General features: G+C 38.8%; 12 protein-coding genes. 7 read left to right on the top strand and 5 right to left on the bottom strand.

Annotation, left to right across the window (positions count from 1 at the left end):
• The first annotated feature begins 92 nt into the window (after positions 1-92).
• Positions 93-2111 carry a DNA helicase Rep gene (gene rep / locus H5088_RS15360; RefSeq protein WP_182693720.1) on the top strand — a complete coding sequence of 673 codons (2019 nt, stop codon included), beginning with the start codon at positions 93-95 and terminating at the stop codon, positions 2109-2111.
• A 15-nt stretch (positions 2112-2126) separates the two neighbouring features.
• On the opposite strand, the gene H5088_RS15355 is transcribed toward rep, so the two are convergent.
• From H5088_RS15355 to elbB, 3 genes are all read right to left on the bottom strand, one after another.
• Positions 2127-4691 carry a diguanylate cyclase domain-containing protein gene (locus H5088_RS15355; protein ID WP_182753562.1) on the bottom strand — a complete coding sequence of 855 codons (2565 nt, stop codon included), beginning with the start codon at positions 4689-4691 and terminating at the stop codon, positions 2127-2129.
• A gap of 164 nt (positions 4692-4855) precedes the next feature.
• The gene (locus H5088_RS15350; RefSeq protein WP_002959908.1) at positions 4856-5251 is read right to left on the bottom strand and encodes a cytochrome c5 family protein; all 396 of its coding nucleotides are present in this window, start codon (positions 5249-5251) and stop codon (positions 4856-4858) included.
• 233 nt (positions 5252-5484) lie between these two features.
• The gene (elbB, locus tag H5088_RS15345; RefSeq protein WP_182753550.1) at positions 5485-6132 is read right to left on the bottom strand and encodes an isoprenoid biosynthesis glyoxalase ElbB; all 648 of its coding nucleotides are present in this window, start codon (positions 6130-6132) and stop codon (positions 5485-5487) included.
• A gap of 523 nt (positions 6133-6655) precedes the next feature.
• On the opposite strand from elbB, the gene polA reads away from it, so the two are divergent.
• The 3 genes from polA (at position 6656) to H5088_RS15330 (ending at position 10983) form a co-directional block, all read left to right on the top strand.
• Positions 6656-9391, top strand: coding sequence for a DNA polymerase I (polA, locus tag H5088_RS15340; protein ID WP_138488411.1), 2736 nt, complete (start codon positions 6656-6658; stop codon positions 9389-9391).
• Positions 9392-9880: 489 nt separating this feature from the next.
• Positions 9881-10468: a YceI family protein gene (locus tag H5088_RS15335; protein WP_182694000.1), complete on the top strand. Its 588-nt coding sequence runs from the start codon at positions 9881-9883 to the stop codon at positions 10466-10468.
• Positions 10465-10983 (top strand): DUF1285 domain-containing protein, encoded by a 519-nt coding sequence (locus H5088_RS15330; protein WP_182696383.1) that lies wholly within the window; start codon positions 10465-10467, stop codon positions 10981-10983. The genes H5088_RS15335 and H5088_RS15330 overlap by 4 nt, the downstream gene beginning before the upstream one ends.
• 9 nt (positions 10984-10992) lie before the next feature.
• Here H5088_RS15330 and yihA read toward each other — a convergent pair whose 3' ends face one another.
• Positions 10993-11661 carry a ribosome biogenesis GTP-binding protein YihA/YsxC gene (gene yihA, locus H5088_RS15325; protein WP_007377272.1) on the bottom strand — a complete coding sequence of 223 codons (669 nt, stop codon included), beginning with the start codon at positions 11659-11661 and terminating at the stop codon, positions 10993-10995.
• A gap of 281 nt (positions 11662-11942) precedes the next feature.
• On the opposite strand from yihA, the gene H5088_RS15320 reads away from it, so the two are divergent.
• The 3 genes from H5088_RS15320 to H5088_RS15310 all read left to right on the top strand — a co-directional run bounded on the left by H5088_RS15320 (position 11943) and on the right by H5088_RS15310 (position 14441).
• Positions 11943-12575 (top strand): cytochrome c, encoded by a 633-nt coding sequence (locus tag H5088_RS15320; protein ID WP_182682808.1) that lies wholly within the window; start codon positions 11943-11945, stop codon positions 12573-12575.
• Positions 12576-13328: 753 nt separating this feature from the next.
• Complete coding sequence (yihI, locus tag H5088_RS15315; RefSeq protein WP_002959924.1) at positions 13329-13913, top strand: Der GTPase-activating protein YihI; 585 nt, start codon at positions 13329-13331, stop codon at positions 13911-13913.
• A 12-nt stretch (positions 13914-13925) separates the two neighbouring features.
• On the top strand, positions 13926-14441 hold the full coding sequence (locus H5088_RS15310) for a DUF2489 domain-containing protein (RefSeq protein ID WP_002959926.1): 516 nt from the start codon (positions 13926-13928) through the stop codon (positions 14439-14441).
• A 76-nt stretch (positions 14442-14517) separates the two neighbouring features.
• On the opposite strand, the gene hemN is transcribed toward H5088_RS15310, so the two are convergent.
• Positions 14518-15891: an oxygen-independent coproporphyrinogen III oxidase gene (gene hemN / locus H5088_RS15305; protein ID WP_182753548.1), complete on the bottom strand. Its 1374-nt coding sequence runs from the start codon at positions 15889-15891 to the stop codon at positions 14518-14520.
• Between the last annotated feature and the right edge of the window lie 39 nt (positions 15892-15930).

Genomic DNA, 15930 nt, shown 5'->3' with positions numbered 1-15930 from the left:
GATCATCTTTACCTTAATTAATTAAGGCAATTGCTATGCTCGCTGTAATGGTTACGTTAAAATTGCGCGTCTTTTAAATTTCTTTGGTCGTTATGAAACTCAATCCTAAACAAGATGAAGCCGTAAAATATATTAGTGGTCCCTGCTTAGTACTCGCGGGCGCAGGCTCTGGTAAAACCCGTGTTATTACGAATAAAATCGCTTATTTAGTGAAAAAATGTGAGTACAAAGCGCGAAATATAGCCGCCGTTACTTTTACCAATAAAGCAGCCAAAGAAATGCGTGAGCGAGTACTGCAAACGCTCGGTAAGCAAGACGCTAAAGGTTTATGGGTATCAACGTTTCATACACTCGGTTTAGAAATAATAAAAAAAGAGTTGAGTACATTAGGGTTTAAACCCGGCTTTTCGTTATTTGATGATCAAGATACCAATCAGCTTCTTAGTGAACTCACCGAAGACGAGCTCAAAAAAGACAAGGACTTACTTAAACTACTTAAAATGGAAATTGGTAGTTGGAAAAACGAATTAGTACTGCCAGAGCAAGCAATACGCGAAGCGCGTGATGCGCAAAAAGCATTGTTCGCGCAGTTATATGGGCGCTATCAAAACCAGCTGCGTGCTTATAATGCACTGGATTTTGATGATTTAATTATGATCCCTACTTTGTTACTTACTAATAACGCCACATCTCGTGAGCGCTGGCAGCAACGCTTTAAATACTTGCTGGTGGATGAGTATCAAGATACCAATACAAGCCAATATCAACTTGTTAAATTGCTAGTAGGCGAGCGTGCCCGTTTTACTGTGGTAGGTGATGACGATCAATCAATTTACTCATGGCGTGGTGCTCGCCCGCAAAACTTAGTGTTATTAGGTAAAGACTACCCAGGGCTTAGACTTATAAAGCTTGAACAAAACTATCGAAGTGCAGGGCGAATACTAAAAGCGGCTAACATTTTAATTGCCAATAACCCACATGACATAGAGAAAAAGTTATTTAGTGAACTAGGTTATGGAGAGCCGATTAAAGTAATAGGGTGCCGCGATGAAGAGCATGAATCTGAGCGTGTGGTTGCTGAAATAATTTCACATAAGTTTATGAAGCGAACCAGCTATAAAGATTACGCGATTTTATATCGTGGTAATCATCAAGCACGTGGCTTTGAAAAATCACTAATGAGTAACCGTATCCCTTATAAAATTAGTGGCGGTATGTCGTTTTTCGCTCGCTCAGAAATTAAAGATATTATGGCGTATTTACGTTTGCTAGTTAATCAAGATGATGACAATGCATTTTTACGTATCGTAAATACACCGCGACGCGAAATAGGCACGGTTACCCTTGAAAAGCTTGGTACGCTTGCTAATGAAAAGCACGCGAGCTTGTTTGCTACCTGTTTTGATAACGATTTAGGCTACAGACTAAAAGGGCGTGGCTTTAATGCGCTTGCTGGATTTGCACGCTGGGTTGTTGAGCTATCTGATAACGCAGTACGCGGTGATACGCTCGAAGCTGTTAAAGACTTAGTGCGTAATATTAATTACGAGGCATATCTGTACGAGTCGTCACCGAGTGCTAAAGCGGCTGAAATGCGTATGAAAAACGTATCAGAGCTGTATCGTTGGATAACAGATATGTTGACCGGTGATGCCGACAACGAACCAATGACATTAGCCGAGGTTGTTAGCAAGCTAACCCTTCGCGATATGCTTGAGCGTAACGAAGAAGAAGATGAAACCGATGCAGTGCACTTATCAACACTACATGCATCAAAGGGCTTAGAGTACCCGTACGTATTTATGGTGGGTATGGAAGAGGGTTTACTTCCGCATCAGGTAAGTATTGATGAGGACAACGTAGATGAAGAACGTCGCTTAGCTTATGTTGGTATTACTCGTGCGCAGCAGGAGTTAACACTTACTTATGCAAAGATACGTCGTCAATTTGGTGAAACTTCACAAACTGAATTAAGCCGATTTGTACAAGAGTTACCGCAGGACGATCTTGCGTTCGAAAACAAAAAGGCGCCAAATACCCAAGCAGAGCGCATGGAAAAAGGCCAAGCAAGAGTCGCTAACTTACGAGCGATGTTTAAAAAGCCTGAGTAATACCTCAGGCTAACTTTATAAAGACTGGGTTGCTTGCACTTCAGGTAACTCAGAGCATACTAAAGCGTGTTGTTTACCTACAAAAAATGCCAAACCGTGTTTATCTAATAAAGCTCTAAAATTAAGTATTGATGGGCCTTTAGCAATGACCTTCATTGCTTTGAGCTTTGTAATTGCAAGCACGCCCTGTAGCTGAAAATCGTATCTTTCTTGTTGTAAAACACGTTTACTAAAGGTCGAGCTAAGTAGTAAATAATCAAAATTAATATCGGTTAGTAAATTAAGTTCGCACCTGTCTTTAGCAAAATTGTTTAAACCAATTGAATAACCAAGTTGTGATAGCGTTTTGAGGTTTTTTATTTGCGTTGCACATGCGTGGCGAATTTCTTGTTCATCAAACAATAAACAGAGTTGGCTTTGTCCTTGTTGTTTATTTAGCGTATCGGTAAATAAAACAAATTCGTGTTCCTCAAGTAGCAAACCAGAGCAAGGAACCAATGCCATAGCTACATTTGCAGTAATTGCTTGTGCATAGGCGCGTTGTAATAGTTGTAACTCTACTTGCAGATGCTGCTCTTTATCTGATGCAAACTTTTTCAAAATATCAAAGCTAGTAAAGCCAAGTATTGGGTGTTCACCAAATGCTTCAAATAAAGATTCAGACTGTTGTTGCTCATCAAGCGTAATTATTTCTGAGCTTCTAAAACTCATAGGTAATATATCAAGGTGATGTTGTGCTTTTAGAGTCTGCGCAGGTATTGATTGCGTTAATAGCGGATGAAATAACTCGTAACGATTTTTTCCTGAGTTTTTGGCGTGATACATGGCGGCATCGGCATCACGAATAATTTCATCTGTATGCGTATAGCTTTTATTTGAGTAGGTTATCCCTATACTTGCGCCACTTTGTAAAGACTCACCTTTAAGATAAAAGGGTTTTTTCATTAAATCTATAATACGATTTGCAACATCTTCTGCTTGTTGAGGCTCAGTTAAATGGGTTAATAAAATAACAAATTCATCCCCGCCTAAACGTGCTAGTAAATCATGCTCGCGTATACATTGGGTAAATAACTCACTTACGTTAATTAAAAATTGATCGCCTGCATGGTGGCCAAGCTGATCGTTAATATCTTTAAATTTATCTAAATCGATAAACAAAACAGCAAAGTGGTGCTCAGGAAAACGTTGATAATGTTGTAGCGTTTTTTCGAGCTGAGTTAAAAATAGACTACGATTAGGCAAGCTCGTAAGTGAATCGTGATGTGCATCATGATAAAGCTGCTGCTCTATTTTTTTTCGCTCATCTATTTGCATTTGTAAGTGCAGATTAGTTTGACGCAATTCTTTGGTTTTTTCGTTTACTCTAAATTCGAGTTCTTGATGGCTTTTTGCAATTGCTTGATTGACGAGCTTTGTTTGTAAAACAGCTGCAATTTGATGCGATACAAAGGTAATTAACTCGCAATCATCTCGGCTGAAAATATGTTTGTTATCGTAGGCTTGGCAAACAATAAGGCCGATAACACCTTGAGCTGTTTTAAGTGGAGCGCCTAACCAGCTAGTGGCCATTTGCTCTTTTGGTACAGGTGCTGAACGTTGTACCACACCGCTTACTATTAATTCTTTTGCTCTACATGGGTGTATTAGTTGTGTTTCTTCGGTGCTTATTACCAGTTCGCTATAACCTTTAGCAAAGCGTCTTGGCTGTGTATTTTCTTTAAATTCATCTACGCAATAAGGAAAACTAATCCACCCTGTTTCTTTATCATAAAGCGCAATATATAAGTTTTCTGCGTAGGTAATTGTTTTTATTATTTCGTGTATCTTAAAATAAGCGTCATCAAGGTTTTTAGCTTGTGTTGCTATCTCAGATATTTTAAATAGAATTTGTTGGCGTTGAAGTGCGCGTTTACGCTGCTCTATTTCAAGGTTTAGTGCATCGTTACTTTGAGTGAGTGCGCGGGTGCGAATTTTAACTTCTGACTCAAGAAGCTCTCGTTTTTTTACACGCTCTATTGCTGTTGCCAAATAAAGCGACATAAACTCAAGTAGTTGTATTTGCTGTGAGCTATAGCCTTGTTTTGTATCGTAACTTTGCGCTGCTAAAACACCGATAATATTATGTTCTTGGTAAACAGGTACGCCTACCCAATGTTCGGCAGGAGTGCCTAATGCTTTAAATAAACCTTCTGCTGCAGCATCTTGCATTTGCTGCTTGGTAAAACATGTGGTTTTACCCTGTTTAAATACATAACCCGTGGCGCCTTCATCAAAGCTATTTGATTGGTTAAGGGCGACGGCAATACCATCTTTTTCATCTGAAAAGTAAGAAAGCTCTAGTGATTGGCTGTATTGATTTAGCAGCACCACATAAAAACTTTTACTAGGTACGTACTTTTGTAAAATGTCATGGATGGCGGGGTATAGCAGGGTTAGCTCGGCCACAGTACTTGCCTGCTCTGATAATTGGATCAGGGCATTTTGTAAGTGATGTGATTGTTTGTATTTTTCGAGAAGCGCTCTAAGGCGTTTATTTTGATACGCCAATTTACTCGATACTGATAGTTTATCTTCCAATGATCTAACCGGCTATTTTTATTGTATAGTTATTAGCCTTATACTTTCACTTTTAGTGCTTATCGTCAAGTTGATATTCCTACTAAAGCAGTAGCTAGACACACTATTTTAGGCATTAAAAAAGGCTTACAGAAGTAAACCTTTTTTGTATATTTCAATCGAGCTTATTTAGATGTCATAAAGTCGATAGCAGCGCTAATCTCATCATCAGAACAATCCATACACGTGCCTTTTGGAGGCATAGCATTAAAGCCATTTAGTGCATGCTCAAGTAAAGTGTCTTTACCTTTAGCAATACGTGGAGCCCAATCGTCAGCCGATTTAGGCGCGCCTAGTGCACCAGTGCCGTGACATGCAAAACATGCACCTTGATATACTTGCTCACCAGAGCGAGGACCAGTAGGCGCCGCTGCAACTGCAGCTTTATCGCCTTCAAGGTATACAGCACCAACCGGCGCGAGACGTGCTTTAATTGCATCTTCAGTCATAGAGTTATCATATGGCTGTGCGTATGCAGTGGTTGCTAGCAATAATAATGCTGCAGCTGTTAATTTTTTCATTTTGCCTTGCTCACTTCGATTTGAACGTGATCAATCACGATTAAAGATGACGGAAATTAAACCGATTATAACTCTCTGGGCCAATTTATAAAATGCTAAGAGCCGTTTTTATTAATAAAACTGACTACTTTTTGCGTTAACGCAATAAAATTTAATTATTTACTGTTTTTTGTTAAGCAATTTAATAAGCGTAATCAGTCATACAATTAACTTTTTAGATCCTAAGATCAAAATCAATTTATTGATAATACGCTACTAACTAGTTTTGCGATCCCTGCGTCGGCTTCAAGAATCGATTCTGCCAACATGTAAGCAGGGGTGGTAACTAACTTATTTGGTTCATCGATAACTACACCGTCAACCGCACAATCTATATGTTTAGCGCCTAATGTGCTTAGCGCTTGTGCTGTCTCTACATCGTTACCAATAGTAAGTGCGGCGTTATCGTAAATAAATGGGATCAATGCGGGTGCAATACACATATAACCTGCAGGCTTATTTGCTTTTGAAAATGATTTACAAGCATTAAGGACGTCCTGATTGATATTTGCTTTTGCGCCTTTAATTGCAAAATCGCATAAGTTTTTTGCAGCACCGAAACCGCCAGGTACAATTAATGCGTCAAACTGAGTCACGTCTAGTTCAATCAGCGATTTAATGTCACCTCGTGCAATGCGAGCAGCTTCTGTTAATACATTGCGTTTATCAGGCATTACTTCACCTGTTAAATGGTTAATGGTATGAAGTTGTTCAATATCTGGTGCAAAACACTGATACGTTGCGCTATTTTTGGCTATATGTAATAAAGTTAAAATTGCTTCATTAATTTCACTACCATCGTACACACCAGACCCTGCTAATATTACTGCTACGTTTTTCATGCTTTTGTCCCCTAAAGTCTTTTTTATAAGTCGATCGGATGAAGTTTAACATGCTCAAAATTTCTCGCGAAAATAAATTTTTAGTACAAAAATCATTCGCAGTGCAAGTCGTTTTGCGGTTTATGCCATTTGCGATCACTTTGCCTTTAAAAAAATTATAAAGGATCGCTATGATCTTCGATCCATTGTGCTAGAATACTCCTCCGGTTATTTAAATGGACGCGAATAATCAAAGTGAATAACAACAGAAGCAGTCGTTAGAAAACCTTTTTCCACATTGGTTTAAAATAATAAAAAAAGAACCTCGTATTATCTTTTTTAAATTAAAACATACAGTTAAAGTATTTTCTAGGCATTTTATAATGCTTTGGAAGAATAGCTCGTGGCTGTTATCTACACACTTATCCACAGCTTGCTCTAGTTTTAATAACACGATAAACAGTAATTCACAGTCGTTTTATTTACTACCTTATGGCATGCTTATAATTACCTTAATTTTTTGCATTTAGGATCCAAATTCACCATGGCTCAGATCCCCGAAAACCCACTTATTTTAGTTGATGGCTCGTCATATTTATTTCGTGCTTATCATTCTCCGCCGCATTTAACTAATTCTAAAGGTGAGGCTACGGGCGCTATTTATGGCGTGATCAACATGCTTAAAAGCTTGATCAGACAATATGATCCCTCACACATGGTGGTTATATTTGATGCTAAAGGCAAAACGTTCCGTAACGATATGTATAGCGAATATAAGGCAAATCGCCCGCCGATGCCGGATGACTTACGTACGCAAATAGCACCAATACATAGCATTATCAAGGCGATGGGTTTTCCGCTAATTAGTATCGAAGGCGTTGAAGCTGATGATGTTATTGGCACATTTGCACGCATTGCAACTGAGCAAAAACGGCATGTCCTTGTCTCCACTGGTGATAAAGATATGGCGCAACTTGTAAATGAACACGTTACATTAATAAACACGATGACCGACAGTATTTCAGATCCTGTTACCGTAGTGGAAAAGTTTGGTGTAGGCCCCGAACTTATTATCGATTACTTGGCACTAATGGGCGATAAGGTCGACAATATCCCAGGTGTTGAAGGCTGTGGTCCAAAAACGGCCGTTAAGTGGTTAGAGAAATATGGCTCGTTGCAAGGTGTAATGGATCACGCAAGTGAGATTAAGGGTAAAATAGGTGAAAAGTTAGCTGCAGCTCTCGATCATCTGCCTTTAAGCTACGAGCTTGCAACAATTAAGTGCGATGTTGAAGTCGAATCAGATCTTGATACGTTCAAATTACAAGAGCCAAATAAAGACGAATTAATTGCACTATATGGTGAGTGTGAATTTCGTCGTTGGTTAGCTGAGTTACTAGATAACCCTAAAGATGCAGAAACACATCTAGCTGTACCTACCGAAGCCACTGAATTACCAAAAGTAGAAGATGCCCATTACGAAACTATTTTAACGCAAGCGCAATTTGATACGTTAATAGAGCAATTAAATAGTGCCGAGTTATTTGCATTTGATACAGAAACTACCAGCCTTGATTACATGAAAGCGCAATTAGTGGGTATGAGTTTTGCCGTAAAAGCGGGTGAAGCTGTGTATTTACCTCTAGCGCATGACTACCCGGGTGCGCCTGAGCAATTAAGTCTGGAATTTGTAATGCAAAAGCTAGGTCCAATTTTGGCCGATGAAAACAAAGCTAAAGTAGGGCAAAACCTTAAATACGACAAAAGTGTATTAGCGAATGCAGGTTTTGCGCTAAATGGTATTAAGTTTGACACCATGCTTGAGTCATACGTATTTAATAGTGTGGGTACACGCCACGATATGGACTCGCTAGCACTTAAATATCTAGGTCATAAAAATATTAGCTTTGAAGATATTGCTGGCAAAGGTAAAAAGCAACTTACCTTTAACCAAATTGAACTTGAAAAAGCTGCGCCTTACGCTGCAGAAGATGCCGATATTACTTTACGCCTACATGAAGTGCTTTGGCCAAAAATAGCGGCTGATGAAAAGCTAAAATCTGTATTCGAAGATATAGAAATGCCACTTGTTAGTGTGATTTCTGATATTGAACGAACCGGTGTTGCAATTGATAGCAATATGCTTGCAGCACATAGCCAACGATTAGGCGAGCGTTTAATTGAGCTTGAAAAAGAAGCATTTGAAATAGCAGGCGAACCATTTAATTTAAGCTCTCCTAAGCAACTACAAGTATTGTTGTTTGAAAAGCTTGGCCTGCCTATTATCAAAAAAACACCTAAAGGTGCACCTTCTACCGCAGAAGAAGTATTGCAAGAGCTTGCTCATGATTATCCACTACCTAAAGTAATTATAGAGCATCGTGGTTTATCAAAGCTTAAATCGACTTATACTGATAAATTACCATTAATGGTGAATGAGAAAACCCAGCGTGTACATACGTCATATCATCAGGCAATTACAGCAACGGGGCGCTTGAGTTCAACCGATCCTAATTTACAAAATATTCCTATTCGTTCAGAAGAAGGGCGTCGAATTCGTGAAGCGTTTATAGCTGCAGATGGTTACAAAATTGTCGCTGCCGATTACAGCCAAATTGAGCTGCGTATTATGGCGCACCTTTCACAAGACAAAGGTCTATTAAATGCATTTGCTAACGGCTTAGATGTACACAGTGCAACTGCCGCTGAAGTATTTGGTGTAGAGCTTGATGATGTAACTACCGATATGCGCCGCAAGGCGAAAGCAGTAAACTTTGGCTTAATTTACGGTATGTCTGCATTTGGTTTAGCACGTCAACTAGATGTGCCGCGCCACGAAGCGCAGCATTACATAGATAAATACTTTGAGCGTTTTCCTGGTGTATTAGAGTACATGGAAACAACACGCGAAAAAGCAGCTGAAAATGGCTACGTTGAAACAATATTTGGTCGCCGCCTACATTTACCAGAAATAAACGCACGTAATGGCGCGCGCAGAAAAGGAGCCGAACGTGCTGCTATAAACGCACCAATGCAAGGTACTGCTGCTGATATTATTAAAAAAGCAATGCTGAGCGTTAACCGCTGGGTACACGAACAGGCGCCAAATACGATTAAGCTACTAATGCAAGTACACGATGAATTGGTATTTGAAATTAAAACAGACTGCGCACCTGAATACACAAAACATATTTGTGAGCTGATGTCGCAAGCTGCAGCGCTTGATGTGCCGCTTATTGTTGAAGCCGACGAAGGTGACAACTGGGAACAAGCCCATTAATGCAATTTGAGCATTTTAATTAAAGCGCCTTTTGGCGCTTTTTTTATGTTTAATAAAAATGAGAATAACAGCTATTTAATTAGCTATATGCAAGCTTTAGTTAAAATAAGGTTAATTTAAGCAACTATTTGTATTAAATAGTTATATGTTCGTCAATTCGAGCTGTTTTACAGGAATATGATTGTATTTTAATGCGTGCTTTTGTTAAAGTCCCGCCTGTCCTATCCTGTAGGACATCCTGTTGATGATGCATCTGGAAGGGTGCAACAAATTGATAGCTTCTCCCCAGTTTGCTATACCGGCCTACCAACTTGTTTGGTGGGCCGTTTTTTGTTTTACGCCTAAAAATCCTATCTAATTAATTCTTTTTTGCGCTATACCAATTGTATTGTGCATTCGTCACTTCGAGGTGGTTTGGGTACATCGCAGGTGATACCATCGAAGTGCTATCATTTTTATTCTTTTCATTTTATTACTAAGGAGTGCGCTATGTTTAAAGCATTAGCTATTGCAGGTTTTTCTTTATCAAGTTTAGTTATTTCTAATGTTGCTCAGGCCAATTGGCAGCTAGTGAATGATAAAAGCCAACTAAGCTTTGTTTCAATTAAAAAAGATTCGATTGCTGAAGCTCACCATTTTACTAACCTTGAAGGTATGCTTTCTGATAAAGGTGAGTTTAGCGTTAATGTTGATTTAACATCAGCCGAAACTCTAATCCCTATTCGTAATGAGCGTTTGGCTACATTTTTATTCGAAGCGGCTAAATTCCCCAATGCTGTTTTAACTGCAAATTTAACTAAAGAGCTAAGTAATATCAAAAAGCCTGGTCAATATGTATTGAAGGGTATTACAGCTGAGCTTGATTTTCATGGTAATAAAAAACCATTGGCAATTGATGTACTCGTTAACAGCACGCAAAGTGGTGATTTAACGGTATCATCATTAACACCTATTATTATTAATAGTGATGATTTTGGTGTAACCGAAGGCGTTAAAAAGCTGCAAGAGTTAGCGGGCTTGCCTTCAATTGCAACAGCTGTGCCTGTTACATTTGCAATAACACTTAAAAAACAGTGATTTCTTTAAGTGAGCTTAGCAAGCGATTAAGCGAGCCAAGCAAACCTTTTGATAGTTGGCAGCCTAACCATTGTGGGGAGCTGCCAATTGTTATTAATAATGAAGGGAAATGGTTTTACGATGGCAGCGAAATAACACGCCCAGCCATGGTGAAGCTGTTTGCTTCTGTATTGTGTAAAGAAGGTGAGCAATTTTATTTAAAAACCCCTGTCGAAAAAATAACAATAACGGTTGAAGATGCGCCGTTTATTATTGTTGATTGGCGCTTTGAAAATACAGCGCAAGGGCAAGTGTTGTGTTGTATTGATAATTTAGCTAGGCAGTGGTTAGTGAGCGCTCAGCAGCCCTTGCATATAAAAGACTACAATGGTTCAAAGGTGCCTTATTTAAAGCTACCATATGGTTGTAGTGCGCGAGTTTCACGCAGTGTATTTTATCAGTGGGCTGAAAAAGCCGAGTCTGATAAGCTCGGCTATTTTATTAAATCTGCAGGAAAGCAGTTTTATTTATCGTAACGCCAGCGTTTAAGCCTCTGGGTTGGTTTCGTCTGTGATTGTTTCATCGGTAGGTGGTACAGCAATAACAGGACCTAAAAACCATTCATCTAGCTTTTTAGCTACTTCTGGTAAACCGGTGCCCTTTAATGATGAAAACGCATGAACTGTAATATCCCCATCAAGCGTGCTTAATTCACGGCGAACTTGCAGTACTTGTGATTTACGAGGGCCTTGCTTTAGTTTGTCGGCTTTAGTTAATAGTGCCAATACTGGAATCTCACTACCAATTGCCCAGTTAATTAAATCACGGTCTAAATCTTTTAATGGATGACGAATATCCATTAAAATAACAATACCTTTTAAGCTTTGACGCTTTTGCAGATATTCACCTAACGACTTTTGCCATTTCTTTTTCATTTCGATTGGTACTTTAGCAAAGCCATAGCCTGGTAAATCGATAAGGCGCATATCGTCAACATCCGCTAAATCGAATGTATTGATTAGCTGAGTACGTCCAGGTGTTTTACTTGTACGTGCTAGCTTCTGATCGGTTAATGCATTTAATGCACTCGACTTACCTGCATTGGAGCGACCGGCAAACGCAACTTCAATTCCCGTATCAGCAGGTAATTTAGTAATGTCGGGAGCGCTTGTTACGAAAGACGCAGTATTATATTTGATACGAGATTTGAGCACAGGCTCTCCTAAAACTTAAAAAAATAACATTGAGTAAACCAAATTCACTCAGGGCGCGTATTTTATACTATAAAGGATGTATTAAAAAGCGTATTTAACCACCTAAAAACAGCACCTATGGTACATTTAAAACATGTTAAAGCTTAATCTAAGTCAAAACCCTGTAAATTATAAGCTTAATATGTGTAGAAAACGTGCCAGAGAATTTATTATCGTGTAGAATATATGTATTACAACATCACGATTGTAGATGATACAGGGTCGGAAACAGAGAATTCACCATGAAAAAAATAGCACTATCTTTAACAATATTGCTTGGTGCGTTGTCAGCAAGCAACGCAACAGCATTTGATGGCGATGTAAACGCAGGTAAAGAAAAATCAGCAACGTGTGCGGCTTGTCACGGCCCAGACGGTAATGCGCCGGTTAATATTTACCCTAAAATTGCAGGTCAACATCCAGATTATATCCTTAAGCAACTTCAGGATTTAAAATTAGGTATGACGTCAGGCGGCAAAGAAGGGCGTATGGATCCAGTAATGAGCGCTATGGCTATGCCACTTAGCGAGCAAGACATGAAAGATCTAGCTGCTTATTTTTCTTCAATCAACATGACTGAAGGTGCTACACCTAAAGATGTTGTTGAAGTTGGCGAAATGCTCTTTAAAGCAGGCGATGCGGAGCGTGGGATTCCATCATGTGCAGCATGTCATGGTCCACGTGGTAACGGTTCATCACTTGCTAAGTTTCCAAAAATTTCTTTTCAGCATCCTGGATATATCAAGTCTCAACTTGAAAAATTCCGTGATGGAACTCGTCACAATGACTTAAATGGCATGATGGGCGATATAGCGAAGAAATTAACAGATAAAGATATTGAAGTACTTTCTCAGTACTTAGGTGGTTTACACTAAAGTCGTATTTATTTAGCAATTAATAATAAATACACTACAATGTTTTACAAAAAGCAGCCCAGGCTGCTTTTTTTGTGTGCAAAATTAACGATATCACCCGTTTAAATGTAAGACATTGACCATGCGTTAGTGTGAGAGAAGTCTTCTTTTTATTTCTTGTTCATCATTAACCTATTGTATTTTATTGTTTATTTTGTTTTAAAATGTAATAAGTATAATAAAAGTTATATAAACCAGTTGTAACAAAATCATTAACGAGTAAATTAACCACTGTCGCAAAAGAACAATAACAAAACGGAAACAAGCTATAAGGAAAGTGGCGCGGCATGACTACATAGCACAAGATTGGTGCTACTAAAGGAAATAATAAAAAAGTGTCACGATGACCGAAAATAATAAAATACTCATGGAAGTTTAATAACAAAAACAAAATGGAATGTAACAAGGAACGTAAAAATAATAACAATACGGACTGATAATAATAAAAATAATAAAGACTAAAAAAAGTCGAAGGGAGAAGTGTCCAGATAATGGCGCTCAGATTAGCAGGCGGTAGAGATGTTTTCTCTACCGCCTTTTTATTTGTCCTGTTACAATACCCACCGTTTAAAATTAGCGATTAATTAGCTAAGGCGCTTTTAAATGAGAAACCCAACCTCTATAGCGCAAACTGAATTCTTCTGGCTAGGCCAGCACTGCGATGCCCATTAATTTGCGCTTCGCTCAAAACCTCTTAAGTGAGATGATCAAGATATGAGTAGAACTAAAAAGTCACGCAAAAGCCCAGCAAACGGACCTGTTCGTTTAAGCCAAGATAAGCTTAAAGAAATGCGCGCATTAAAAGAGCAGCGAGTTAAAAAAACCAAAGGCGCAAAGCCCGGTTCTCGTAATGCGCCAGATTTACTAGATAGCGAAAGCCAAAATAGTAATCACGCGCCTAAAGATAAGCGTGTAGGCAGTAAAAAGCCTGTGCCGTTAATCGCAACCGCGCCAGAGCCTAAAGTTGAAATGAAACGCAACTTAAAGCCAACTATTGAGCTGAAAAAAGTAATCGAGCCTGAATTTACACCTGAACAAGAGCTAGAAGCACTTGAGAATGATGAACGTTTACTTAAATTAGTAGAGCGTCATGAAAAAGGTGAAATGCTAACAGGTAAAGATGCTAAGTACTTTAATAGTCGCATTGCCCGTCATCAGGCGTTATGTGAAATTCTTGGTATTGAAGATGAGGACGAAGACGAGTTTGAAGATGACCTTGAAAGCCAAGGCAATTCTGATTTCGATCAATACTTATCTGATGATTTAGCCAACGAATGGTTAGATGAAGACGACAAATAGTAAGGATAAATAATGAGTACCTCGGTAATTTTAGCCTTACTTTTAGGCGCTGCTATCATAGCTGGTTTGGCATTTTATGCGGGTCAGTTGCTGTATAAGTTAAATGCGCAAAAAAAGTTAATTGCTAAAACGCAGGCTGAACAAAAGCAAAAGCTTGAAAAGTCGCGTTTAAAGCGAAACGCAAAACTAGCCGATAGTATTCATTTAATCGCACGTGCAATGAATGAAGAGCAGTGTGAGTTTTCTGAAGGCTGTTTACGTATTTGGGTACTTATGTCTCAGTATGCCTTTGAAAGCGAGCGTGATTTAACGACGCAGTATCCTGGTATTTATAAAATGTATCAGGTAGTTAAAGAAATGCCGACGCACGATGCACGTAAAAAATACTCTAAAAAAGAGATTTTTAAGCTAGATAAGGCTCGCTGGCAAGCTGAAAAAACACTTAAAGATGAAGTTAAAGCGGATTGCGCTAAAATTATTATCGAGTTTAAAGCCGCTCCAGGTAGCGATAAAGTCGTTTTTAATTAAAGCTACAACTTAAATACAAAAAGCAGACCTAGGTCTGCTTTTTTTGTGCCGATGTATTTATTATCCAGAGTTCAGGCTAAATCACCCTTGAAAAGCGCGTTGCGTTAATTTGTTTTTGTAAGTGAGCATCGAAGCACATACAAATAATACGAATGAATAAGTTCCCGCGTGGTGTTACGCTAATTTTATTATCAATTATAGTGACTAGTTCATCTTTTATAAGTGGCGCCAGCGCTACTAATGCATCCTCAAAGTAGTCATTAAATATAAGCGCGTGTTTTTCACTAAAGTCTTGTATATCTAATTCAAATTGGCAAATGAGCTGTTTAATTGCATCAGCACGAATTACATCATCATGTGTTAAGTGCATTCCTTTATTAAGAGCACTACCGCTTTGTGTTTCTACGTTGTGGTAATAATGTTTTAATTCTTTTTGATTTTGTAAAATGGCGGTGCCAATTTGTGAAATTGATGACACGCCTAAACCTAATAAATCACAATTTCCATGGGTTGTATAACCTTGAAAGTTACGATGTAACTTGCCTTCATTTTGCGCAACAGCTAGTTCATTATCAGTTTTTGCAAAATGGTCCATACCAATAAATTGATAGCCTGCTTGCGTCATCTGCTCCAGCGTATTTTTAAACATGGTGAGCTTATTACGAGCACTGGGTAAATCTGCATCTTTAATCTTACGCTGTGCAGCAAAGCGCTCTGGTAAATGCGCGTAGTTAAACACTGATACTCTGTCAGGGCTTAACTCAATAAGTTGCTCTATAGTTTTCTTAAAGCTCTCTGGCGTTTGCAGAGGTAGCCCGTAAATCATATCTGCATTAATAGATTGAAATCCTAGCTCGCGAGCTTGTGTAATTAATTGCTTAACGGTATCTGCATTTTGCGGGCGATTAACAGCAAGTTGCACGTCGTCGTTAAAGTCTTGAATCCCAAATGAGACACGGTTAAAGCCAAGCATTCTTAAATCAACAAGCATATTATCGGCAAGTGAGCGTGGGTCTATTTCAATACCGCGCTCTGTTGTGCGTGTAAAATTAAAGTGTTGTTCTAAAAGTTTAATTAAACGGGTCATTTGTTTTGCGGTTAAAAAGGTGGGAGTACCGCCACCTAAATGCAATTGCTCAACCGTGTAGCTTTTAAATAAAGGCGCTTGGGCAGTAATTTCTTTTGCTAAAAAGTCGAGATACGTATCTGCCTTAGATTGATGACGGGTAATTATTTTATTACAGCCACAGTAGTAGCAAAGCTGACTACAAAACGGGATGTGAATATATAAAGAAAGAGAGCGACTTGTTGACGATTCTATAGCGCTTAGTAGGTCTTGTTGCTGATATCCGTCACGCAGTGATAAAGCCGTGGGATAAGAGGTATAACGCGGACCAGACACATTATATTTGTTTATTAGGGTTTCATCCCATTGTGGAAGTTTAATCATCACGCACACCTAAGTATTTATTTATTGGGGATTATAAAA

It is taken from the genome of Pseudoalteromonas sp. SR43-3 (assembly GCF_014163875.1).
GTDB lineage: Bacteria > Pseudomonadota > Gammaproteobacteria > Enterobacterales > Alteromonadaceae > Pseudoalteromonas > Pseudoalteromonas distincta.
The sequence above is the reverse complement of the archived record's forward strand: the minus strand, read 5'-3'. Positions and strand labels throughout refer to the sequence as shown.